The sequence below is a fragment of the uncultured Desulfovibrio sp. genome (genome assembly GCF_944324505.1).
In the GTDB taxonomy this organism is placed as follows: domain Bacteria; phylum Desulfobacterota; class Desulfovibrionia; order Desulfovibrionales; family Desulfovibrionaceae; genus Desulfovibrio.
Genome location: NZ_CALUWO010000002.1, coordinates 25,554 through 46,431 on the forward strand (window position 1 = coordinate 25,554; position 20,878 = coordinate 46,431).

The 20,878-nt window shown below is 65.6% G+C and carries 16 protein-coding genes; 9 read left to right on the forward strand and 7 right to left on the reverse strand.

All coding sequences use genetic code 11. From position 1 onward, the window contains the following. Nucleotides 1-63 precede the first annotated feature (63 nt). The 3 genes from Q0J57_RS02735 (at nt 64) to murJ (ending at nt 5,113) form a co-directional block, all read left to right on the forward strand. On the forward strand, nt 64-768 hold the full coding sequence (locus tag Q0J57_RS02735) for a Bax inhibitor-1/YccA family protein (protein WP_297216862.1): 705 nt from the start codon (nt 64-66) through the stop codon (nt 766-768). Nucleotides 769-908: 140 nt separating this feature from the next. Continuing rightward, entirely contained in the window at nt 909-3,506 is a 2,598-nt protein-coding gene (rnr, locus tag Q0J57_RS02740) for a ribonuclease R (protein ID WP_297216864.1), read from the forward strand. After that, nucleotides 3,506-5,113: a murein biosynthesis integral membrane protein MurJ gene (murJ, locus tag Q0J57_RS02745; protein WP_297216866.1), complete on the forward strand. Its 1,608-nt coding sequence runs from the start codon at nt 3,506-3,508 to the stop codon at nt 5,111-5,113. Before rnr ends, murJ begins: the two co-directional genes overlap by 1 nt. Nucleotides 5,114-5,174: 61 nt before the next feature. Here murJ and Q0J57_RS02750 read toward each other — a convergent pair whose 3' ends face one another. The 4 genes from Q0J57_RS02750 to Q0J57_RS02765 all read right to left on the reverse strand — a co-directional run bounded on the left by Q0J57_RS02750 (nt 5,175) and on the right by Q0J57_RS02765 (nt 9,682). Continuing rightward, entirely contained in the window at nt 5,175-6,245 is a 1,071-nt protein-coding gene (locus Q0J57_RS02750; RefSeq protein WP_297216868.1) for a radical SAM/SPASM domain-containing protein, read from the reverse strand. Beyond that, nucleotides 6,242-7,168, reverse strand: coding sequence for a translation initiation factor IF-2 (locus Q0J57_RS02755; RefSeq protein ID WP_297216870.1), 927 nt, complete (start codon nt 7,166-7,168; stop codon nt 6,242-6,244). Before Q0J57_RS02755 ends, Q0J57_RS02750 begins: the two co-directional genes overlap by 4 nt. A 2-nt stretch (nt 7,169-7,170) precedes the next feature. After that, complete coding sequence (locus tag Q0J57_RS02760) at nt 7,171-8,973, reverse strand: TraB/GumN family protein (RefSeq protein ID WP_297216872.1); 1,803 nt, start codon at nt 8,971-8,973, stop codon at nt 7,171-7,173. An 85-nt stretch (nt 8,974-9,058) separates the two neighbouring features. After that, on the reverse strand, nt 9,059-9,682 hold the full coding sequence (locus tag Q0J57_RS02765; RefSeq protein WP_297216874.1) for a YigZ family protein: 624 nt from the start codon (nt 9,680-9,682) through the stop codon (nt 9,059-9,061). A gap of 203 nt (nt 9,683-9,885) precedes the next feature. Here Q0J57_RS02765 and Q0J57_RS02770 point away from each other — a divergent pair, with 203 nt between their 5' ends. From Q0J57_RS02770 to proC, 4 genes are all read left to right on the forward strand, one after another. Continuing rightward, nucleotides 9,886-10,398 carry a rubrerythrin family protein gene (locus Q0J57_RS02770; protein WP_297216876.1) on the forward strand — a complete coding sequence of 171 codons (513 nt, stop codon included), beginning with the start codon at nt 9,886-9,888 and terminating at the stop codon, nt 10,396-10,398. A 269-nt stretch (nt 10,399-10,667) separates the two neighbouring features. Then, entirely contained in the window at nt 10,668-11,990 is a 1,323-nt protein-coding gene (locus Q0J57_RS02775; protein ID WP_297216878.1) for a S41 family peptidase, read from the forward strand. A 6-nt stretch (nt 11,991-11,996) separates the two neighbouring features. Next, complete coding sequence (locus Q0J57_RS02780) at nt 11,997-13,253, forward strand: divergent polysaccharide deacetylase family protein (protein ID WP_297216880.1); 1,257 nt, start codon at nt 11,997-11,999, stop codon at nt 13,251-13,253. A gap of 72 nt (nt 13,254-13,325) precedes the next feature. Beyond that, the gene (gene proC / locus Q0J57_RS02785; RefSeq protein ID WP_297216882.1) at nt 13,326-14,138 is read left to right on the forward strand and encodes a pyrroline-5-carboxylate reductase; all 813 of its coding nucleotides are present in this window, start codon (nt 13,326-13,328) and stop codon (nt 14,136-14,138) included. 184 nt (nt 14,139-14,322) lie between these two features. On the opposite strand, the gene Q0J57_RS02790 is transcribed toward proC, so the two are convergent. Beyond that, nucleotides 14,323-15,183, reverse strand: coding sequence for an AMIN domain-containing protein (locus Q0J57_RS02790; RefSeq protein WP_297216884.1), 861 nt, complete (start codon nt 15,181-15,183; stop codon nt 14,323-14,325). A 281-nt stretch (nt 15,184-15,464) separates the two neighbouring features. On the opposite strand from Q0J57_RS02790, the gene Q0J57_RS02795 reads away from it, so the two are divergent. Both Q0J57_RS02795 and hypB read left to right on the forward strand, forming a co-directional pair. Continuing rightward, nucleotides 15,465-15,821: a hydrogenase maturation nickel metallochaperone HypA gene (locus Q0J57_RS02795; protein ID WP_297216886.1), complete on the forward strand. Its 357-nt coding sequence runs from the start codon at nt 15,465-15,467 to the stop codon at nt 15,819-15,821. Nucleotides 15,822-15,840: 19 nt separating this feature from the next. Then, a complete protein-coding gene (gene hypB / locus Q0J57_RS02800; protein WP_297216888.1) occupies nt 15,841-16,518 on the forward strand; it encodes a hydrogenase nickel incorporation protein HypB in 678 nt (225 codons plus the stop codon). 304 nt (nt 16,519-16,822) lie between these two features. Here the strand turns inward: hypB and queD are convergent, their stop codons facing one another. Together queD and dnaE are read right to left on the reverse strand one after the other, a co-directional pair. Further along, entirely contained in the window at nt 16,823-17,236 is a 414-nt protein-coding gene (queD, locus tag Q0J57_RS02805; RefSeq protein ID WP_297216890.1) for a 6-carboxytetrahydropterin synthase QueD, read from the reverse strand. A 50-nt stretch (nt 17,237-17,286) separates the two neighbouring features. After that, entirely contained in the window at nt 17,287-20,763 is a 3,477-nt protein-coding gene (gene dnaE, locus Q0J57_RS02810) for a DNA polymerase III subunit alpha (RefSeq protein ID WP_297216892.1), read from the reverse strand. Nucleotides 20,764-20,878 lie beyond the last annotated feature (115 nt).

Sequence of the window (20,878 nt, forward strand, 5' to 3'; positions counted from 1 at the left end):
CTATATAGGAAAAGGACATGAAATTCTTCCTGCCGGAAGAATGAACCCCCTACGGAGGTAACAATGCAGTCATTCAATACTCTTGAAAGTACGCGGAGCACGGTCAGCGTCTCCGCCATCTTCATGCGCCACGTCTACCAGTGGATGACCGTGGGCCTGGGTGTCACGGCCCTGGTGTCCTACGGTATTGCCAGCAGCATGGCCGCTCTCCAGTTCATGAACAACATGGCCGTCATGATCGTGCTGGTCCTGGCCCAGATCGGTCTGGTGGTGGCCCTGAGCGCCGCCATCCACAAGTTTTCCGCGGCCATGGCCACGGGCCTGTTCCTGCTGTACTCGGCCCTCACCGGCGCCATGCTGTCCAGCATCTTCGTGGTCTATCCCATCGGCTCCATTGCCAATGCCTTTCTGACCACCACGGGGACCTTCCTGGCCATGTCCGTCTACGGCACGGTGACCAAGCGCGACCTGTCCGGCCTGGGCAGCTTCCTCTTCATGGGCCTCATCGGCATCTGCATTGCCATGCTGGTCAATATCTTCCTGGCCAGCACCATGCTGGACTTTGTCATCAGCTGCGCCGGCGTGCTCATCTTCACCGGTCTGACGGCCTATGATACCCAGAAGATCCGCCAGTTCGGCGCCAATGCGCCCCTGGGCGATGCCACGGCCATCCGCCGCGGCGCCATTCTGGGCGCGCTGACCCTGTATCTGGACTTCATCAACCTCTTCCTCATGCTGCTGCGCTTCTTCGGCGGCAACCGCGACTAAGAGCACGGCGGCGCATCCGGCCATGACCTTGAGGTCATGACCGCGCCAGCGCCGGCGTCCTGACAGCACGCGATCACGGGGGCAAGGCCTGGCCTTTGCCCCCGTTTCCGTCGTTTCCGTCTTCTGCAAGGACTTTTTCCATGACCCAGCGCCGTTTCGCGCCCGCTTCCCTCTGTGACGAAAAGCCCCTTCCCGACACTGCGGACACGGCATGGCCCCCGCAGGATGTGGACCCCAATCCCCTGCCCGCCCGCGATCTTCCGGAGTACGGGGAGGATCCGTGCGACCTGCCCGGCTCCCGGCTGGAAGGCGACCTTCTGCGGGCCTTCCGCCGCCAGCAGCGCCCCCTGCGCACAGAGGGCCTGCTGCGCGTGCTGGGTCTGCCCCGCCGTGCCCGGAAGGACCTGGAAGACGCGCTGTACCGCCTGGCCGAGCGCCAGAAGCTGGTGCGCCTGCGCGGCGGTTTCTGGACCCTCCCCGGTAGCCTGCGCGAGGTGGTGGGACGCTATACCGCCCTGCGCAACGGGGCCGGCGGCTTTGTGACGCCGCAGGATGAACACGGGCGGGTCCGCGGTGCGGATATTTTCATCCATCCGCTGCACTGCGGCGATGCCTGGCATGGGGACCGCGTGCGCGTGCTGCTGGCGCCGCGCAGCCATCAGGCGCACGGCAGAAGCCCCGAAGGCCGCATTGTGGAGGTGCTGGAACGCGGACAGCAGCAGGTGGCCGCCCGGGTGCTGGACCGTGCGGGCCGGCATCTGCACTGCCGGGCGCTGGACAGCCGGCTGCCTCTGGACTTCAGCGTGACCCTGGCAGACAGCCCGCTTCCCGGAGCGCAGGCGATCCGGCCCGGGGCGCTGGTCATGCTGGCACCGCAGGAGCGCCTGGCCTCCGACCTCTGGCAGGCCCGCCTGCTGCGCGTGGAAGGCGATGCCGATGCCGTTTCCGTGCAGGAAAACCTGGTCAAGATCAATCATCAGGTGCCGCAGGACTTTCCGCCCCGTGCCCTGGCCGAGGCCCGGGCACTGCCCGCCTCGCCCACGGCGGAGGACATGCAGGGGCGCGAGGACCTGCGCGCCCTGCCGCTGGTGACCATCGACGGCGCCGATGCCCGGGACTTTGACGATGCCGTGCATGTGGAACGCCAGGCCCAGGGCTGGCTTTTGCGCGTGGCCATTGCCGATGTGAGCCACTATGTGCGGCCCCGCTCGGCACTGGATGCGGAGGCATTTTCCCGGGGAAACTCCTGGTATTTTCCCGCCTCGGTGGAACCCATGCTGCCCCCTGAACTGAGCAACGGCCTGTGCAGCCTCAATCCCGGCGAAGACCGCCTCTGCCTGCTGGCCGAAGTGCAGGTGGACCAGCAGGGTCTGCCCCGGAAAAGCCGCTTTGCCACGGCCGTCATGCGTTCGGCCGCCCGCCTGACCTATGAAGAGGTGGACGCCGCCCTGAGCCGCCGGGATGCCGCCGCACGGCAGCGCCTGCTGCGCCTGCCCCGGGGAGAGGCGGTGCTGGCCATGCTGGAAGAGGCCCATGCCCTGTTCGAGGCCCTGCGCCATGCCCGGCGCCGGCGGGGAAGCCTGGACTTCGACCTGCCGGAACCGCGCTACCGCCTGGACGATGCCGGGCACTTGCTGGGCATTGACCGCCGCGAACGTCTGGACGCCCACCGTCTCATCGAGGAATTCATGATTGCGGCCAATGAAGCCGTGGCCCGCTTTCTGGGGGGCAGCCCCGGCCATGACGCCCCTGCCGGCGATCATGGCGGGCAGGGCCTGCCCTTTCTCTACCGCGTGCATCCCCAGCCGGAAGTGGAACGCCTGGACGCCCTCTTTGATTCCCTGTCTGTGGTGGCACCGGACCTGCTGCCCCCCCGGCCTTCCGCCGCGTCCCTGCAGGGCATCCTCCAGACGGCACAGGGGACGGATCAGGAATTCGTCATCAACCGTCTGTGCCTGCGCTCCATGCCGCAGGCCCGCTACCAGCCCTGGAACGAGGGGCATTTCGGCCTGGCCTCCACGGCCTACTGCCACTTTACCTCCCCCATCCGCCGCTATGCCGACCTGCTGGTACACCGCACCCTCAAGCTGGCCCTGGGACAGGGCGCGGGCAGCGTGCCGGCCGGCCAGAAGCTGCTGCGTGTGGCCGATCAGCTCAACCGACGCGAACGCGAAGCCATGGAATGCGAACGCGAAATGGCCCGCCGCCTGGCCTGCCTGGCGCTGCGCGAGCAGGTGGGGCAGCGTTTCAGCGGCATCATTGCCGGCGTGACGGATTTCGGCCTGTTCGTGGAATTGCGGACCATGCCCGTGGAAGGCATGATACGGGTGGAGGACCTCGGCCCGGACTGGTTCCAGCTGGACGAGCGACGCCACGCCCTGGTGGGCCAGCGCTCCGGCGCCGTCTGGCACATGGGGCAGCCCGTGGATGTGCAGCTGGCCGACGTCAATGCCGAACGCCTGGAAATACGCCTTGAGCTGCCGGGCACGTCTCCCGCCGGACAGGGTGCCGGGCGCGCCGCCGGGCGTCGTCATGGAGGCGGACAGGCCGGACGGCAGCGGCCCCGGAAGGGCCACGGCGGCTCCGCCGGCAGAAAAGCGTCCGCGCCGGTCCCCTGGCATGCGCGCCATCCCCGGCAGGATGCACCGGCCCGCGATGACGACGGACCGCGGAAGACGTCCGGCCTGCGCGCACAGCGGCACGGGCATGCCCGGCCCCGCTCCCGGAGGGCACGCTGATGGGTCTGCTTTCCGGCAAACAGCGCATGGGTGCCGCGGCCCTGCTGCTGGCGGTCAGCACCATTCTTTCCCGGCTCATGGGCCTTGTACGCGACAAGGTCATTTCCTGGCAGTTCGGCGCAGGCAGCGAGGCGGACATGTATTTTGCCGCCTTTGTGGTGCCGGACATGATCAACCACCTGCTGGCCGGGGGCATCATGTCCATCACCATCATTCCCCTGCTTTCCCGCCGCTTTGCCGAGGACGAGGAAGACGGCTGGCGCTTTTTTTCCTGCGTGTTCTGCTGGATGGCCATTGCCTCGGTGAGTATCACCGGTGCCGGCATGCTGGGAGCGCACGCCCTGGCCCGCATCACGGCGCCGGGCTTCAGCGAGGCCCAGCTGCAACGCCTGGCCTTCTTCATGCGCATCATCCTGCCGGCCCAGGTCTTCTTTCTCTGTGGAGCCTGCATGACGGCCCTGCTTTTCCTGCGGCGGCAGTTCCGCGTGCCGGCGCTGACGCCGCTCATCTACAACGGCTGCATCATCCTGGGCGGCATCAGCCTGCCCGTGCTCACCGCCGGGCTGAACCTGCCCCCGCAGTGGGAGCTGGGCGGCATGAGCGGCTACTGCCTGGGGGTAACGGCCGGCGCGGCCCTGGGCGCCTTCTGGCTGCCCTGGCGTGTGGCCCGCTCCGGCGGACTGCACCTGCACTGGCGCCTTTCCCACCCCCTGCTGCGGCGCTTTTTTGTCATGGCCCTGCCCCTCATGCTGGGGCAGACCATCATCCTGCTGGACGAGCAGTTCATGCGCGTTTTCGGCTCCCTGCTGACGGATGGCAGCGTGAGCCTGCTCAACTATGCCCGCCGCATCACTCAGGTGCCGGTGGGCCTCATGGGACAGGCCGCCGCCGTGGCCTCCTATCCCTTTCTGGTGGACCTCATCACGCGCGGCGAACGCCAGCGCTTTGACGCCACCCTGGCCACGGCCCTGCGGGCCAGCGTGGGCCTGATCATTCCCTGCGCGCTCTGGCTGGGCGTGGCGGCCGGGCCGGTGCTGGGCGTCATCTTTCAGGGCGGGCGCTTCGGCGCGGCCGAAACCCTGGCCTGCACGCCGCTGCTCCAGATCATGCTGGCCGCCACGCCCATGTGGATCATCTATATGGTACTGGTGCGGGCCTTCTACGCCGACGGCGACACCATCACCCCCGCTGTCACCGGCACCATCATGACCCTGCTGGTCCTGCCCTGCTACTACTGGTGGGCCGTCCCGCGCGGCGCCTGGGCCGTCAGCGGCGTTTCCAGCGTAAGTATCTGTCTGTACGTGCTCTGGCTCATGGTCATCTGGGCGCGCCGCAGGGGCTGCGGGGCCTATGCGGGCCTTGTGTCCATCAGCCTGCGTGTGCTGGCCTGCGCCCTGCCGGCAGCAGCGGCCGCCTGGCTGTTGCAGGAGTATCTCCGTTCCTGGCTGGCATCCGGCGCACTCTGGACGCAGCCCGCGCCCATCCTGGAAGCCTGCCTTGTGCTGACAGGCAGCGGCCTGACCTTTGTGTTCTGCTTTCTGCCCCTGTCCGCCTGGCTGGCGCCCGGCGTGCTGGCGCCGCTCTGGAAGCGCCTGCGCCGCGCCTGATCAGATGCCGGCCATGCCCTTCCCGGCAGTCCCGCCGGAGGGGCTGTCTGCGTATCCGGCGCTACCAGATTTTTTCAAAGCGCTTGGAACAGTCCGCGCAGGGCACATCCGGCCAGGGGCCGGACAGGGCGGCACGAAAGGCCGCAAACTCCCGGTTGCGCCACAGATCGGCCTGTTCCCCGGCGGGCCGGCCGTACTCGGCCCGGGCAAAAATCCGGCGCCGGGGGTCCTGCTCGCTGGTGGGCAGATTGACATAGACACAGGGCGAAAGATTCCCCTGCGTGTCCACGTAGATGGTACGGTCCACATTTTCCCGGCAGCCGTTGCGCACCCGGCCCACGGCCTCCGGGTCCGGCAGGGCATACCACAGCTCCCGGCCCATCTGGCGGGCACGGGCCGCCACTGGCGCCAGCACGGCTGCCGCCCGGGCTATCTTGTCCGTATCCTGGGGCCGGTAGGCCTCGTGCGCCAGCTCCGGCGCGGCCACATAATCCATGGTGCTGACCACAGCACAGCGCACGTCCAGCTCTTCCATGACATCGGGCAGACGCCGCACAGCCTCCAGCTGCGACGGCAGCAGCAGATAGGCCAGATGCAGCTCCAGCGGCGAGTCCGGCCGCTGCCTCCGTGCCGCCTGCACCTGGCGGATGGCCGCACAGACCCGGGCAAAGGGAATGCCCCGGCGGCTGGCATTGCTGGCCTCATCCGTACCGGCCAGGGAAAAGGCCACCACGTCCATGCCGCTGTCCACAATGGCCGCGGCCAGCGTCTCGTCCATGCGCAGCCCGCAGGTGGTGGTGGAAACGGCACAGCCCGCCCGCCGCGCCACCCGGACAAAATCCAGAAAACGGGGATGCAGGAAGGGTTCTCCCCAGCCCTGCAAATGCACGCGGGCACACTGGCGCATGAGCGGCCAGAGCGCGGCAAAGGTCTGGTCCGTCATGAGCCGCGACTGCCAGACCGCCTTTTTCACGGTCTGCGGACAGTAGGTGCAGTGACAGGTGCAGACGGAAGAAACCTCCACCTGCATGCACAGCAGGGGCGTTTCCCGCCCCAGGGCAAGCTCGCGCAGGCGCCGGAACAGGCCGGGACCGGGCAGCGCCCGGGAACTCAGGGGATCAGGGCTGCTCATGCTTCCTTCCTCCTGCCCAGCCGATGACGCAGCCGGGCAAACCAGCCATCACCACAAGCGCTTTCCACATCCCAGCCGGTTTCCACGCAGGGCAGCGCCGGATGCGCATGCCATTTGCGCTTGAAAAAGCGGATGCCGGCATCGATGCCCAGCCCCAGACAGAAGCGGCTGTGCCCCCGCATTTCCGCCTCCCGCACCAGTGCGGCCAGCAGTGCGTCGGCGCAGCCAGGCACCGCATCCTGCCGGCGGAAGGCAAACATGTAGAAGGCCGTGCTCAGCGAGGCATAGTCCCCCAGGACAAAGGCCTGCAAAGTGCCATCATCCCGCCGGCGGGCAGACAGCAGCAGCACGTCGGCATGGGAGGCCGCATACGCTTCCAGACGACCGAAGATGTGCACCGTGCCGGCCTCCAGCGGACGGCGGCGTACAAAGTCCTGCACCAGGGCGGCATGCTCCGGCTGCCAGCGTTCGGGCCGCACCTCCACCTCACGCAGGGCGCGGCGTACCATGTTGCGCAGCTTCTGCCAGGGCAGGGAACCATCCGTGCGCAGCAGCGGCAGGGACAGCTCCCAATAGGCATCCGCCGGGCCGGAGATCGCCGCGGCAGGGGCCTGAGCGGGACGCACCGGCGCCAGCACGGTAATATGCTTCACACCGGGCAGGGCCAGGGCGCATTCCGTGGCAGCATCCACCCGCTGACGCACCTGCGGCGGGGTATCCGTCCCTGTCTTTCCAGCCGCGTCGGCAAAGGCCTCCGGCATGGCGGCATCATAGGCCACCAGCACCACGTGCCCCGCCTGGACATAGGCAGGGCAGCCGGCACAGTCCAGCGGGCGGGACCCCGCCACCGCCGCCACGTAGTGCAGCAGCTGCTCCGGCACAACGGCCTCTGCCGTGAATCGCTGCAAGCCTTGTGCAAGCATGGCTACTCTCCTTGCAAGGGGGGCGGCACGACGCTGCCGTCAGGACCGGGCCGCCATATGTCCTGTGTTCCGCGCAGGCGGGCACGCAGGCGCAGCCTCCAGGTGGGCAGCACCTGACGCACCGTGAAGCCGTCCTCGGCCAGCATGCCCCGCAGGCGCAGCAGATGGGCTGCTCCCACAAAAACTGCCACATTGCCCCGCCGGATGAAGGGCAGCATACGCTGGCGGAAGCGCTGGTCGCGCACATCGATGACCTGCTCCGTGCGCGTGGGAAATTCGGTGCTGGTGCCCATCATGGCATGCAGTTCCCCCCGCAGGTAATGGACAATGTTGCGCCGCATGTAGGCCCGCCACTGGCCGCAGTGCCGGAAAAAGTCCAGCACGCGCGGCACGGGGACCGCCTCCAGCGAGTCCAGCTGTTCTTCCAGGGTCTCCATGGCCACAATGGTCCTGCCCATGCCGCGGGCCAGATGCCAGGCTTCCAGGTCTACGGAACCGCGCCAGCCCTGCCGCTCCAGAAAGCTGGTCCAGAGCGAGAAAAAGGCGTACCAGTGCCGTGTGCCGTTCAGGCGCTCCCGCACATCGGGCATATGTTCCCATTCCATGTTCAGAAAGCGTGCCACCGGTCCGCGCACGCCGCAGACCACGCGCTCCAGCCGCCGTATCTCCTCTTCCGTCATGAGGCTGCCCAGCACTGCGGCGCCCGGTTCGGGCTGCCGGCCCCGGGCCTCCACCCGCGCCAGGCTGTCCTCATCCAGCGGGCCTTCAAACAGCACCGTGTCCACCTGCCGGAACAGGCGGCGAAAGGCATCCGCAAACGAATAGCAGAAAAAATGCGCCGTGCCGCACAGCCACGAGCGCCGGCCCTCCCTTTCCAGCTCCCAGAGCATGGCAAAGGGGCGCTGATCCGGCAGGCGGTCCGCTATCTGCCGGCCGGAAAGGTCTTCGCTGCGTTCCGTCAGCGCGTGCACCAGCCCGTGCAGCACCACCCCTTCCACGCCGCTCCGGGGCCGTTCCTGCCACTGGGCCATGACATAGGGCAGGTGCGGCTCTGCCCCCCACTTGCGCTTGAAGCGGGTAATGCCCGCATTGACGCCCAGCCCCAGCTGCACAAACTCGCTGCCGGCCGCACCGGCCTTTTCCAGCATGAGGGCAAACAGGGCATCCCCGGCATGGGGGACGGCGTACTGCCGCGACCGCGCCCCGATGACATAGCTCACAAAACGCGGCGTGCTGTAGTCCAGCACCAGACAGGCCACCAGCCTGCCCTGCCTGTCCCAGGCATTAAGCAGGCGCACGTCGGCACCGGGGGCGGCAAGCATCTGCGGCGTCCGGGCATACAGTTCGCGCACATTGGCCCGCAGGGCAGTGCGGCTCAGAAATTCCGCCCACAGGCGACGATGCTGCGGCCCGAAATCCCGTGATTCCTCCAGATGCAGCCGCTGCTGCGCCGTGCGCACGGGCGAACGCAGCCGCGGCGGTACGGGCGCCGCAGCCGACAGGGCATAGAAGGTGTCCCGCTCCAGAACACTGGCAGCAAGACGCGGCGGCAGGTCCGGTCCCGCGGCAAAGCAGGCCGTGGCGCCGCTCTGGCGCAGGGCTTCATCCAGAGCAGCCTCGAAACGCGCATGGCTGTAGCTGCCACCCCCCAGCAGGGGATAGGCAATGGCCATGAGCCAGTCCTCAGCCGTGTAGAAGACGAAATGATCCAGCACCAGCGCCCGGCCGCCGGAAACGGCCTGCATGAAGGGCACGGAATGTTCAGGCACCACGGCACGGGCAAGGATGTCACGTGGGGAAAGCATGGCGGGCCTCGCTGCGGAAAAAGGGCATCAGCAGACAGGCTGAGCATAGCCGCTTTGCCCCTGCCCCGCAACGAACGGACCACCCTCACTCCCGGCGTGTGCAGGTGGCGCGGCCGTCGGTGCGGCCGGCCAGGGCCTCCTGGAACGCCGCTTCGCAGGACTGGGGCAGACTGATGGTCAGGACGGCCGCCGTATCATAATGTTCTGCGCTCAGGCGGGCCTCGAAGTCGGGCAGCAGGCGGTGCAGGCGGTCAAGATGTGCAAAGTCCACGCGGACATCCAGCGTCAGGCGGGGCACGCGCTCTTCCTGGGGCAGGGCGGCCAGTACTTCGCGCACGCTGTCCTGATAGGCGCGCACCAGGCCGCCGGTCCCCAGCTTGACGCCGCCGAACCAGCGGGTGACCACCACGCACAGCTCGCCCACGCCGCAGTGCAGCAGCACCTGCAGCATGGGGCGCCCGGCCGTACCGTGGGGTTCGCCATCGTCGGAAAAGCCGATTGCCGCCGTCTGCCCCGGTGCGCCGGCCACATAGGCCCAGCAGTTGTGGGTGGCATCGGCATGGCGGGCGCGGATGCGCTCCACAAAGGCCCGCGCCTCCTCGTGACCGGTGGTGCGGGCACACTGGGCCAGAAAACGGCTGCGCCGGATGACAAGCTCCGCGCAGTGCGGCGCCTCGGGCGAAACGGAAGGAACGGGATAACGGCTCATGGGGCGTGTCTTCCTGGAGGGGTGACTATCTGTCCGGTCTATAGCCCGGCCCCCGAAGCCTGGCAAGGTTTGGGGCTGCCCCCTTTACGGCAGAAAAAAACGACTTATTGTAAAAAAAGGCTTTACAGCCACCCGGCTTTGCCGTAAACAAGAATTGTTCCTGATAATAACCACAATGCGTCACCGCATAAAAGGAGTTTCCCATGAGCAAGACCCAAGAAAATCTGCTGGCCGCCTTTGCTGGTGAATCCCAGGCTAACCGCAAATATCTCGCCTTTGCCGCCGTTGCCGACAAGGAAGGCCTGCCCCAGGTGGCCAAGCTGTTCCGTGCCGCTGCCGCTGCCGAAACCATCCATGCCCATGCCCACCTGCGCAATGCCGGCCTCATCGGTGACACTGCCGCCAACCTCAAGGCTGCCGTGGAAGGCGAAACCTACGAATTCACCAAGATGTATCCCGACATGATCAAGACCGCCCAGGAAGAAGGCAATACCGCTGTTGCCAAATACTTCGACCTGGCCAACAAGGTGGAAGAAGTGCATGCCAACCTGTACAAGAAGGCCATGGCCGATCCCAAGGGCTTTGCCTCCACTGACTACTATGTGTGCAAGGTCTGCGGCTACACCCATGAAGGCCCCTGTGACACCTGCCCCGTGTGCGGTGCCTCTGCTGCCGCCTTCTTCAAGGTTGACGACACCTGCTGCCTGAACAAGTAAGGCAGAACGCCGTACCTGTCCCGCCACCGCGAACGGCCCTGCCGTTCGCGGTTTTTTTTACCGCCGTCAGGGACGTAGCCCGCTGCACGCGGCATTGCTTTTTGCGGCGAAAGCGGGCAACATTTTCGACCGCGCCCTGCGTGCGAAGCGCCCTTCGCATACGGTCCGGCACATCCGCAACGGATATGAAACGCTTTCCCGCAGTCTGCGGCAGCGTACCATCTGCAAAAAAGAGCGCGCCTGCGGGCGTGCTCCGGGAGGCTCCCCACATGCACAGACTCTTCCCCTCGTGCGCCCTGCTGCTGGCCGGTTTTCTGGCCCTCTTGCCCCTGACGCCGGCGGCGGCTGCCACCGCATCCCGCACCCAGGCCGCCCCTGCCGAACTGGATGCCAAATACGAGGCCCTGCGCCGCTTCAGCCAGGTTCTGGACCTGGTGGAGCACAACTATGTCAGGGAAGTGAAGGATACGGACCTCATCAACGGTGCCCTCAAGGGCATGCTCCAGTCGCTTGATCCCCACTCCACCTTCATGACGGCCGAAGAATTCAAGGAAATGCACGAAAATACGGCCGGCGAATTCTTTGGTGTGGGCATCGAGATCACCCTGGATAATGGCCAGGTTACCGTCCTGTCGCCCATTGACGACACCCCGGCCTTCAAGGCCGGCGTCCAGGCCGGCGACATCATTCTGTCCATCAACGGGCAGCCCACGCAGGAACTGTCGTTGCAGGAAGTGGTCTCGCGCATCCGCGGCCCCAAGGGTACGGAAGTGGAACTGACCCTGCTGCATACCAATGCCAAGGCGCCCAAGACCGTGCGCATCGTGCGCGACGCCATTCCCCTCATCAGCGTCAAGTCCCGCAAGCTGGAGGACGGCTACTACTGGGTGCGTCTCTCCCGCTTTGCCGATCCCACCTGCGACGAGCTGCGCAAGGCCCTCAAGGAAGCGGCCCGCCAATGCGAAAAGACCGGCGGCATCAAGGGCATTGTGCTTGACCTGCGCAACAATCCCGGCGGTCTGCTGGATCAGGCCGTGGATGTTTCGGACATGTTCCTTTCCTCCGGCGACATCGTGTCCATCAAGGGCCGCACGGAGCAGACCCGCCGCATATACAAGGCCCGCAAGCAGGACGATGACGTGACCGCCCCGGTGGTGGTGCTCATCAATGCCGGTTCTGCCTCTGCCTCGGAAATCGTGGCCGGCGCTCTGCGCGACCAGAAGCGTGCCCTCATTGTGGGCGAACGCTCCTTCGGCAAGGGGTCCGTACAGAATCTCATCCCCCTGCCGGACAATTCGGGCATCAAGATTACCATTGCCCTGTACTACACGCCCAACGGCAGTTCCATCCAGGCCGAAGGCATTGTGCCGGATGTGGAAGTGCCCTTTGTGCCCCCGCAGGACAAGGACAAGGAGGATGCCCGCTTCCTGGTGCGGGAAAAGGACCTGAACCGCCACCTGGAAAACAGCAAGAAGGAAACGGGCGCCAGCAAGAACGATGAGGAAGTGCGCCAGCAGCTGGAACGCGATAACCAGCTGCGCATGGCCCTCAGCCTTGTGAAGAGCCTGCCCCGCATGAGCACCATCAGGTAGACCAGCATGAACGGCCATGACAGCTCCCGGACAGGGCGGCCCGGCCGTCCGGGGCTGCGTCCGTCTGCGCGCCTGGGCCTGGCGGGCCTGGTCTGGCTTACGGCCTGCCTTCTGCTCGGCCTGGTGCTCCAGTCACGGGAACAGCCCCCAGCACTGCCGATGGAAATTCCCCTTTCCGACCATGGGCGCCTGCTGCAGCAGCGTCAGCAGGCCTTTGCCGCCGTGCTGGAACGCAGCCTTGCCGCCCTGCCCATGGCGCGCCTGCACTGTGACCCGCCGCGCGCGCCGGGAGAGGCGGCACGCTGTGTGGTGGAAGGGGCCGATGCGCCGCTGCGGCTGGCCCTGGGCCTGGAACAGCGCGTGCAGGCCTGGGGCAGAGCCTCGCATGAGGAAGGCCGGCGCTCGCCGCTGCTGCGCCCCGGCGAACAGCCCCGCCTTGTGTGGAATGATGACGGCAGCCTTGAAGCCCGCGTGGGTGAGCAGCTGGTGCAGCGCATAGACTTTCCGGGGCATGAGGGTCAGCTGGGCGATCTGTCCCGTCCGCTGCTGGGGCCCAGCCTGGTCATCGTGGTGGACGACATGGGCCGCAGCATGCAGGCCGCTGAAGACCTGGCCGCCCTGCCCTTTCCCGTTACCTTTTCCATCTGGCCCCATGCGCCCCACGCAACGGACGTGGAACGCCTGGCACGGGAACAGCGCCTGGATGTGCTGGTTCACCTGCCCATGCAGCCCCTGCCCCGCAGCCGGGGCCAACAGCCCGATCCCGGCCCCCATGCCCTCACCGAAAACATGGGGACGGAAGAAATGCGGACCATTCTGGATGCCGCCTTTCAGCGCCTGCCCTCTGCCATCGGCTTCAACAACCATATGGGTTCCCTGTTCACCGGGCGCCTGCCGGCCTGCCGGCAGCTCTGTTCCCTGCTGCGGGGACAGGGCCTCTTTGTGCTGGACAGCATGACCCAGAAGCATTCTCTGCTCTGCGCCGAAGCCCTGACCCAGGGCCTGGTCAGTGCCCAGCGCACGGTCTTTCTGGATAATGTGCGGCGCGTTCCCGATATTGTGGCAGCGCTGGATCAGGCTGCCCGTCTGGCCATGCAGCGCGGCATCGCCATTGCCATCTGCCATCCCCACGAGGAAACGCGCGCAGCCCTGAAGGTCTGGCAGAACCGCGCTGGCGTGGCCGTCATCACCCTGCGCCGGCTGGTCTGGCACCTGGCCACCGGGGCCAGCCTGCCCGACACCGCCATGCACAGCGCCCGCTGACGATTCATTCTTTACCCATGCGGCCCTGCGCCGCACCGGCGCGCCTTTCCGGCGCCCAAAGGAGCACAAGATATGACAACAACCACCATCGCCTGTATCGGCTGTGGCAATATGGGCGGCGCCATGCTGGGCGGCTGGCTCCATCAGGCCCAGGAAAAGGGCTATGTCCTCAGGGGCATGACCCGCACCCCCTCCCGCGCGGCGGCCCTTGTGGAACGCGGCCTGCAACTGCTGCCCACGGCACGCGAGGCGGTGCAGGGAGCTGACGTGGTCATTCTGGCGGTGAAGCCCTATCAGGCGGAAGCCGTGCTGCGGGATGTGGCCCCGGTCCTGCCGCAGAACAGCGTCGTGGTTTCCGTGGCGGCCGGCCTGTCTCTGGAACGCCTGCGCCAGGCCCTGGCAGACCGCTGCCCCGTGGTGCGCTGCATGCCCAATACTCCCGCCGTGGTGGGGCAGGGCATATTTGCCCTCTGCTTTGATCATCCTGCCCTGCAGGAGAGCCAGAAAGAGGCCGTGCGCCGGCTCTTTGCCAGCCTGGGCATGGTGCTGGACCTGCCGGAAAGCAAGTTCACGGCCTTTTCCGCCCTGGTGGGGGCTGGCCCGGCCTATGTCTTCCAGATGATGCAGGGACTGGTGCAGGCGGGCGTCACCCAGGGATTTCCCCGCGCCCAGGCCCGCGACCTGGTAACGGCCCTGTTTGCGGGCTGTGCCTGCATGGCTGCCCGGCAGGATACGCCGCTCATGGAATTGCGTGATCAGGTCTGCTCCCCGGCCGGGCTGACCATTGCCGGCGTCAATGTGCTGGACCGCGCCGGTCTCAGCGGCCTGCTGGTGGATGCCGTGCTGGCCGCCGAGGAACGGGGCCGCCAGATGGAGACGGAATAGCCGTCCCTTCCGCGCTGCCAGACTCGTGCTGTCCGGCTCGTGCCGCCGGTTTTGCCGGGGGGGGGCAGCGTCCTTCCTCCCCGCGTACAGTTCCCCTGTCCGCAGACAAAAGCAAAAGGCGTCCCGCACTGCTCGCGGGACGCCTTTTTTCAACACGCTCTTCGTGAACGCTTTGTGGCGCGCCTTATCTGTCCACACGCACATCCAGCTGCTTGTGGTCCTTGGACAGGGTATAGCGCACCCGGGCCGGGCCGTTCATGTCAATGACCACACGGGTACGATTGTCCATCTTGCCCAGGCGCACATTGGTGACCAGCGGATTCTTGGGCACGCCAGGCGCCTTGATCTTCCAGTCGCCCACCAGGTCCACCACCACACGATCCGGTTCCTTGAGCGCAAACGGTTCCTTGAAGGAAATGGGCGAGGACCCCACAAGGCGAATGGTGGCACCGCTTTCACGGGCATAGACCACAAAGCGCGTCACGGTGCGGGCCGGCGTGGCCTGGGTGCGGGCCGGTTTTGCGGTCTGCGCCTTGCTCTCGGCCTTCCGGCTTTCGGAGGCCGGCGCAGGTTCATCCGCCACCGGCAGGGGTGCTGCCGGGGCAGGAACGGCCGTTGCCGGCGTTTTGGGGGCCTCCGCCGCCGGGGGCGTCTTTTCCACGGGCAGGGCAGGGCCACTGGTCGTTCCGCTGCCCAGGGCCGGCGCATGGGATTCCGCCAGCACCTCCTGCGGCAGGTCGGGCGCGGCGACCGGGGGTTCGGTATTGCCGGCGGGCTGCGGGGCAGCAGCCACCTGCTGTGCCGAGGTATCGTCAAAGGCAAAGCCGCGCTCCATGCCGGTGCTGGGCTGCGCGGGCTGCCCGGACGGGGCCTCGACGGACGGCGGGAGCGTCAGTTCGCCACCGGACGGCGCCGTGGCCGCAGCGCTTTCGCGAGAGGCTGCCGGTTCGGGGTCGGCATTCTGCGCCTGCCACTGGGTGAGCATGATGAGTGCCATGCCCAGGATGCAGACCGCAATGATAATGGCAATAAAGGCTTTATTCATGGCCAGAAGGCTCCTGTTGCGCAAAAGAGGAAATGCCGCGGCACCGCGGCAGACAAGGCCCTGCTCCGGGATAGCGCCCCGCCGGACCGTCCACACGACACGCTCGGAAAAGGCCGGCTTCCACAGGAGAAAATACGTCCTGTGGCCACCGCCCGCAAGGATTTTGTCCGCCCCGGCACACGGGACCTGACGTATGAACCGAATGTACATGATTTGGGCCGAATGGCAAGATTCCTTCCCCCGGCTTTACGCGCTGCCTCCTTTGGGCTAGGATGGCCGCCATGCACGAAATGGCCATTGCCCAGAATATCCTTGCCATTGTCCGGGAAGAAATGACGGCCCGCGGCTGTACCCACCTTGAGCGGGTGGAGCTGGAATGCGGCGCCCTTTCCGGGGTGGTTCCCGACTCGCTGCAATTCTGCTTTGAGGTGCTGCTGCGGGAAACGCCGTGGCCCGATGCGCGGCTGGTGATACACACCATTCCCCTGCGCCTGCGCTGTTTTTCCTGCGGGCATTCCTTCGGCGGCGAGGCCGGCCAGGATGCCCTGTGGCAACCCTGCCCCCACTGTGGCGAACAGTTCGGCCATACGGTGGAACAGGGCAAGGAGCTGCGCATCTCGCAACTTGAGGCGTCATGAACCTGCTGGAGGAAAAAACATGCAGATACCCGTTGTCCGCAACGTCCTGGAAGCCAATGACAGAGTGGCTGATACGGTCCGCCGCCGGCTGTCGAGCAGCCAGGTGCTGACCCTGAACCTTATCTCGTCGCCCGGAGCCGGCAAGACCACCCTGCTGGAACGTACCCTGCACGATCTGGCCCCCGAATTCCGCATGGCAGTCATCGAGGGCGATTTGCAGACCGACAATGATGCCCGGCGTGTGGCAGCCACCGGCGCCCAGGCCGTGCAGATCAATACGGACGGCGGCTGCCACCTGAACAGCAGCATGATCCTCCAGGCTCTGGAAAATATCGACCTCACGGGGCTGGACATCCTGTTCATCGAAAATGTGGGCAATCTGGTCTGCCCCGTGGAATTCGACTGCGGCGAGGACGCCAAGGTGGCCCTGCTCAGTGTGGCCGAAGGGGACGACAAGCCCGAAAAGTACCCCCTGCTCTTCAACCTGGCCCGCGCCATGGTGCTGAACAAGATGGACCTGCTGCCCCACGTGGACTTTGACGTGGCCCGCGCCCGGGCCTTTGCCACCAAGCTCAATCACGATCTGGCCATTTTCGAGGTCTCCTGCCGCAATGGCAGCGGCCTGGACGGCTGGTATGCCTGGCTGCGCACCATGCGCCGCGCCAAACAGGACGGCACGCTGGACGCCGGCAAGTAACACTCCCTCATGCCGCGCCGCCGGCGGATGACCGGCACAGCAAACAGCAAGGGCGGGATACCGTGGGTATCCCGCCCTTTTCCGCGTTCTGGGCTGCAGCTCGTCACCGGGCTGTGCCTTGTGTCTTTGCCCTGGGCTGTGCCCCCAACGGGCACTGCGTCACATGCCCCGGCCATGCGGCAGCCGAAACCATCACTGCGGACACGGGATGCGCTTTTCGCACAGGCAGCACACAACGGCACGGGGCATGGCATACGGCACAGGCTTGTGCAGGCAGATGGGACGTAAGCAGCCCGTCTGCGGCTCAGGCGTCCCATTCCATATAGGTTGCCGTCTGGCGACCCTTTTCGGACACGGCCACGCTCACCAGACGCACCTTCTGCGCCTGCGGGTCCGGGCTGGACGCCAGCCGGGCTTCCACCTGCCGCCAGATGTGACGGGCCAGATTTTCCGACGAGGGATTGATGCGATCAAAGGGGGGCGTCTCATTGAGCACACGGTGATCCAGGGCCTCAAGGGTCTGCTTGAGCGCCTGCTTCAGCACCTTGAAATCCAGCAGCAGCTCGGTATCCGGCAGCAGCTCCTCGCCCTGCACTGTCAGCTCCACGCCAAAGTTATGCCCGTGGAGATTTTCGCACTTGCCTTCGTAATGGCGCAGGGCATGCCCGGAAGAGAACTCATCCCGCACAGTGAGACGCCAGCATTTTTTTGTGCTCATGACACGTATTCCACGTATTTCCTGATGATGTTCATGGAATGGCCGGCCCCCTAGGAGGCCCAGGCCCGCAGCGCCCTGTCCAGCTCCGGCCCGGGCGTCACCCGGAATTGCAGGCCCAGCCGCAGATGGCAGACATAGCCGTCCAGCAGCACCTGCGCCTCGGTTTCCACCGTGCCGGGGTACGACTCCAGAATATTCTTGAGGGCAAGCATATCCGCCTGTCCCAGCCGATGGGACGGAATCTGCACGCAGACGGGCGTGTCGCTCTGGCCGCAGGCATCCTGCAACAGCATGACGTTCAGGCCCAGCAGCTTGACCTCGCGCGGGGCCTCTTCGCCCTCGTCATCGTCCAGGCTGGCGCTTTCCTCCTGCCTGTCCAGGCGCGCCTTCAGGCGCAGGGGCTGATCGCTTTTGAGCAGCTCCCGTGCCTCGGCATAGGCCTTGGGAAAGAAGGTTACCTCCGCATGACCGGTAAGGTCCTCCACATTGACAAAGGCCATGCGCTCGCCCCGCGATTTGGTAATGATTTCCTTGATGCCGGTCACCAGCACGCCAGTACTGATTTCCGCCCCGGGGAACATGTCCCGCGCGTCTTCCAGAGAGGTAAGGCTGAGGCGGTGCATCTCGCGGTGATAGGGTTGCAGCGGATGGCTGGTCAGGAAGAAGCCCAGGGCTTCCTTTTCAAAGCGCAGCTTTTCGTCCTCGTCCCATTCGGGGATGCCGGCTTCGGGGCAGTCCAGACCAATGCCCGTCAGGGGCGCCGTTTCCACCGGAGGGGCCATGGCCAGCAGGGAAACCTGGCTGGACTCCCTGTCCCTGGCCTTTTTCTGAGCACGGGCCACCACCGCATCCAGCGAGGCCAGCAGGGCCGCACGACTGACGCCAAAGCAGTCGCAGGCCCCGCCCTTGATGAGCGATTCCAGCACGCGCTTGGTGACCTTGCGCAGGTTCACGCGGCAGCACAGGTCCAGCAGCGAGGCATAGTCGCCCTCCGCCGCACGGGCGTCCACAAGTTCGCGGATGGCTTCATCCCCCACGTTCTTGATGCCGCCCAGGCCGAAAACCACCCGGCCGTTCTTGGCCGAAAAGGCCCGCTGGCTGTCATTGACCGACGGCTGCACCACGTCAATATCCATGTCCTTGCAGCAGGCCACATACTTGAGCAGCTTGTCCTGATTGCCCATTTCCGAGGTCATGAGCGCGGCCATGAATTCCACCTTGTGGTGCACCTTGAGATAGGCCGTAAAATAGGACACCAGCGCATAGGCCGCGGAATGGGACTTGTTGAAGCCGTAGGCCGCGAACTTTTCCATGAGGTCGAAGATTTCGTCGGCCTTTTCCTTGCCGATGTGATTGTCGCGGGCGCCGTCCACAAACTTGACGCGCTCCTTGGCCATGGCTTCGGCCTTTTTCTTGCCCATGGCCCGCCGCAGCAGGTCTGCTCCGCCCAGGGTGTAATTGGCAATGATCTGGGCAATCTGCATGACCTGCTCCTGATAGACGATGACGCCGTAGGTATCCCGCAGGCAGTCGCGCAGGGAATCATGCGGATAGACGACAGGCACCTGCCCGTGCTTGCGCTTGATGAATTCATCCACCATGCCTGACCCCAGCGGACCGGGACGGTACAGGGCCAGCATGGCGATGATGTCCTCGAAGCAGGAGGGACGCAGCATACGCAGATACTGCCGCATGCCCGAACTTTCCACCTGAAAAACGCCGTCCGTATCCCCGCGGGAATACAGATCATAGGTGGCCGCGTCCGTCAGGGGCAGATTGTCCAGGTCCGGCGGGGTCTGCCCCTGCCGGCTGATGTTGTCCAGCGTGTCCTGGATGAGGGTCATGGTCTTGAGGCCCAGAAAGTCGAACTTCACCAGGCCGGTCTGTTCGGTCATGGGGCCGTCAAACTGGGTGACAAGTTCGCCGCGCTTGCCCGTATAGAGCGGCAGATACTCGTCCATGGGCTTGTCGGAAACCACCAGGCCCGCCGCATGGGTGGAGGCGTGCCGGGCCAGCCCTTCCAGACGCTGCGCCGTATCCAGCAGATGCCGTACCTGCGGGTCGCTGTCATAGAGCTTTTGCAGCTCCGGCTCCATTTCCATGGCCTTCTTGATGGTCATCTTGAGATCATCGGGCACCATCTTGGCAATGCGGTCCGTCTCGGCAAAGCTCATGCCCAGCGCCCGGCCCACGTCACGTACCACGCCCTTGGCCTTCATGGTGCCAAAGGTGGTGATCTGGGCCACGCTGTCCTTGCCGTAGGTATCCACCATGTGCTGGATGACCTCGCCCCGGCGCCGTTCGCAAAAGTCCACGTCAATATCGGGCAGGCTCACGCGCTCCACATTGAGAAAGCGCTCAAACAGCAGATTGTAGGGCAGGGGGTCAAGGTTGGTGATACGCAGCGCCCAGGCCACCAGACTGCCGGCGGCGGAACCGCGCCCCGGCCCCACGGGGATGCCGTGGTCCTTGGCCCAGTTGATGAACTCCTGCACAATGAGGAAATAGCCCGGAAAGCCCATGTCGCAGATCACATCCAGCTCATGTTGCAGGCGGGCGCGATAGACCTCCGGCTTCAGGCTGGCCGGATCGGGATGCCGTTGCAGGCGCTGTTCCAGCCCAGCCTCGGCCAGGCGGCGGAACTCCGATTCCAGCGTGGCCCCCTCGGGCAGCGGATAGACCGGGAAATAGTGATGCCCGAAATCCAGCTGCACGTTGCACTGTTCGGCAATGCGCACCGTATTGGCCAGGGCCTCCGGCACGTGAGCAAAGGCGGCCTCCATTTCCTCGGCGCTCTTGTAGTACAGCTCCCGCGTCTCGAAGCGCATGTGCTTGGGATCATCCATGGTGGTCTGCGTCTGGATGCAGAGCAGCACCTCGTGGGCGTCCGCGTCCTGGGCATCGAGGTAGTGGCAGTCATTGGTGGCCACCAGCGGCAGATGCAGCCTTTCGGCAATCTCCATGAGGCCGTCATTGACCACCTGCTGTTCCTTCAGGCCGTTGGACTGGAGTTCCAGATAGAAATTGTCGGGATAGATGGACACATATTCCCGGGCCAGTTCCAGCGCCCTGTCCATGTCGCCGGCCTGAATGGCCCGCGGCACCTCGCCGGCAATACAGGCCGACAGGCAGACCAGGCCCTCGGCGTACTGGCGCAACTGAGTCTTGTCCACGCGCGGCTTGTAGTGAAAGCCCTCCAGATAGCCCCGCGTCACCAGCTTGACGAGATTGTGATAGCCCGTTTCGTTGCGGGCCAGTAGAATGAGATGATTGCGCTTGCGGGCCAGCTCGGACGTTTTGTCCAGGTGGTCATGGCAGACATAGACCTCGCAGCCGAAAATGGGTTTGATGCCCACCTCGGCGCACTGCTTGGCAAAATAGGCCGCGCCGAACATATTGCCGTGATCCGTGATGGCGCAGGCAGGCATGCCGTAATCCTTGGCGCGACTGCACAGGTCCCTGAGGCGGATGGCGCCGTCCAGCAGACTGTATTCTGTGTGACAATGCAGATGGACAAAATCGGACATGCAAAAGCCCTCGTGGCATGCGGCAGCGGCAAAGCCCGCTGCCCGTTCTCTGGCTGCGGAAAGGCATCAGCATAGCACCGCTTGCCGCGGGCCTCAAGTCGGCAGCGCCGCCCCG

What these genes read in the sequence shown, in the direction of transcription:
- Q0J57_RS02735 (WP_297216862.1), top strand. Translation starts at nt 64, where the DNA reads ATGCAGTCATTCAATACTCTTGAAAGTACGCGGAGCACGGTCAGCGTC.
- rnr (WP_297216864.1), top strand. Translation starts at nt 909, where the DNA reads ATGACCCAGCGCCGTTTCGCGCCCGCTTCCCTCTGTGACGAAAAGCCC.
- murJ (WP_297216866.1), top strand. Translation starts at nt 3,506, where the DNA reads ATGGGTCTGCTTTCCGGCAAACAGCGCATGGGTGCCGCGGCCCTGCTG.
- Q0J57_RS02750 (WP_297216868.1), bottom strand. Translation starts at nt 6,245, where the DNA reads ATGAGCAGCCCTGATCCCCTGAGTTCCCGGGCGCTGCCCGGTCCCGGC.
- Q0J57_RS02755 (WP_297216870.1), bottom strand. Translation starts at nt 7,168, where the DNA reads ATGCTTGCACAAGGCTTGCAGCGATTCACGGCAGAGGCCGTTGTGCCG.
- Q0J57_RS02760 (WP_297216872.1), bottom strand. Translation starts at nt 8,973, where the DNA reads ATGCTTTCCCCACGTGACATCCTTGCCCGTGCCGTGGTGCCTGAACAT.
- Q0J57_RS02765 (WP_297216874.1), bottom strand. Translation starts at nt 9,682, where the DNA reads ATGAGCCGTTATCCCGTTCCTTCCGTTTCGCCCGAGGCGCCGCACTGC.
- Q0J57_RS02770 (WP_297216876.1), top strand. Translation starts at nt 9,886, where the DNA reads ATGAGCAAGACCCAAGAAAATCTGCTGGCCGCCTTTGCTGGTGAATCC.
- Q0J57_RS02775 (WP_297216878.1), top strand. Translation starts at nt 10,668, where the DNA reads ATGCACAGACTCTTCCCCTCGTGCGCCCTGCTGCTGGCCGGTTTTCTG.
- Q0J57_RS02780 (WP_297216880.1), top strand. Translation starts at nt 11,997, where the DNA reads ATGAACGGCCATGACAGCTCCCGGACAGGGCGGCCCGGCCGTCCGGGG.
- proC (WP_297216882.1), top strand. Translation starts at nt 13,326, where the DNA reads ATGACAACAACCACCATCGCCTGTATCGGCTGTGGCAATATGGGCGGC.
- Q0J57_RS02790 (WP_297216884.1), bottom strand. Translation starts at nt 15,183, where the DNA reads ATGAATAAAGCCTTTATTGCCATTATCATTGCGGTCTGCATCCTGGGC.
- Q0J57_RS02795 (WP_297216886.1), top strand. Translation starts at nt 15,465, where the DNA reads ATGCACGAAATGGCCATTGCCCAGAATATCCTTGCCATTGTCCGGGAA.
- hypB (WP_297216888.1), top strand. Translation starts at nt 15,841, where the DNA reads ATGCAGATACCCGTTGTCCGCAACGTCCTGGAAGCCAATGACAGAGTG.
- queD (WP_297216890.1), bottom strand. Translation starts at nt 17,236, where the DNA reads ATGAGCACAAAAAAATGCTGGCGTCTCACTGTGCGGGATGAGTTCTCT.
- dnaE (WP_297216892.1), bottom strand. Translation starts at nt 20,763, where the DNA reads ATGTCCGATTTTGTCCATCTGCATTGTCACACAGAATACAGTCTGCTG.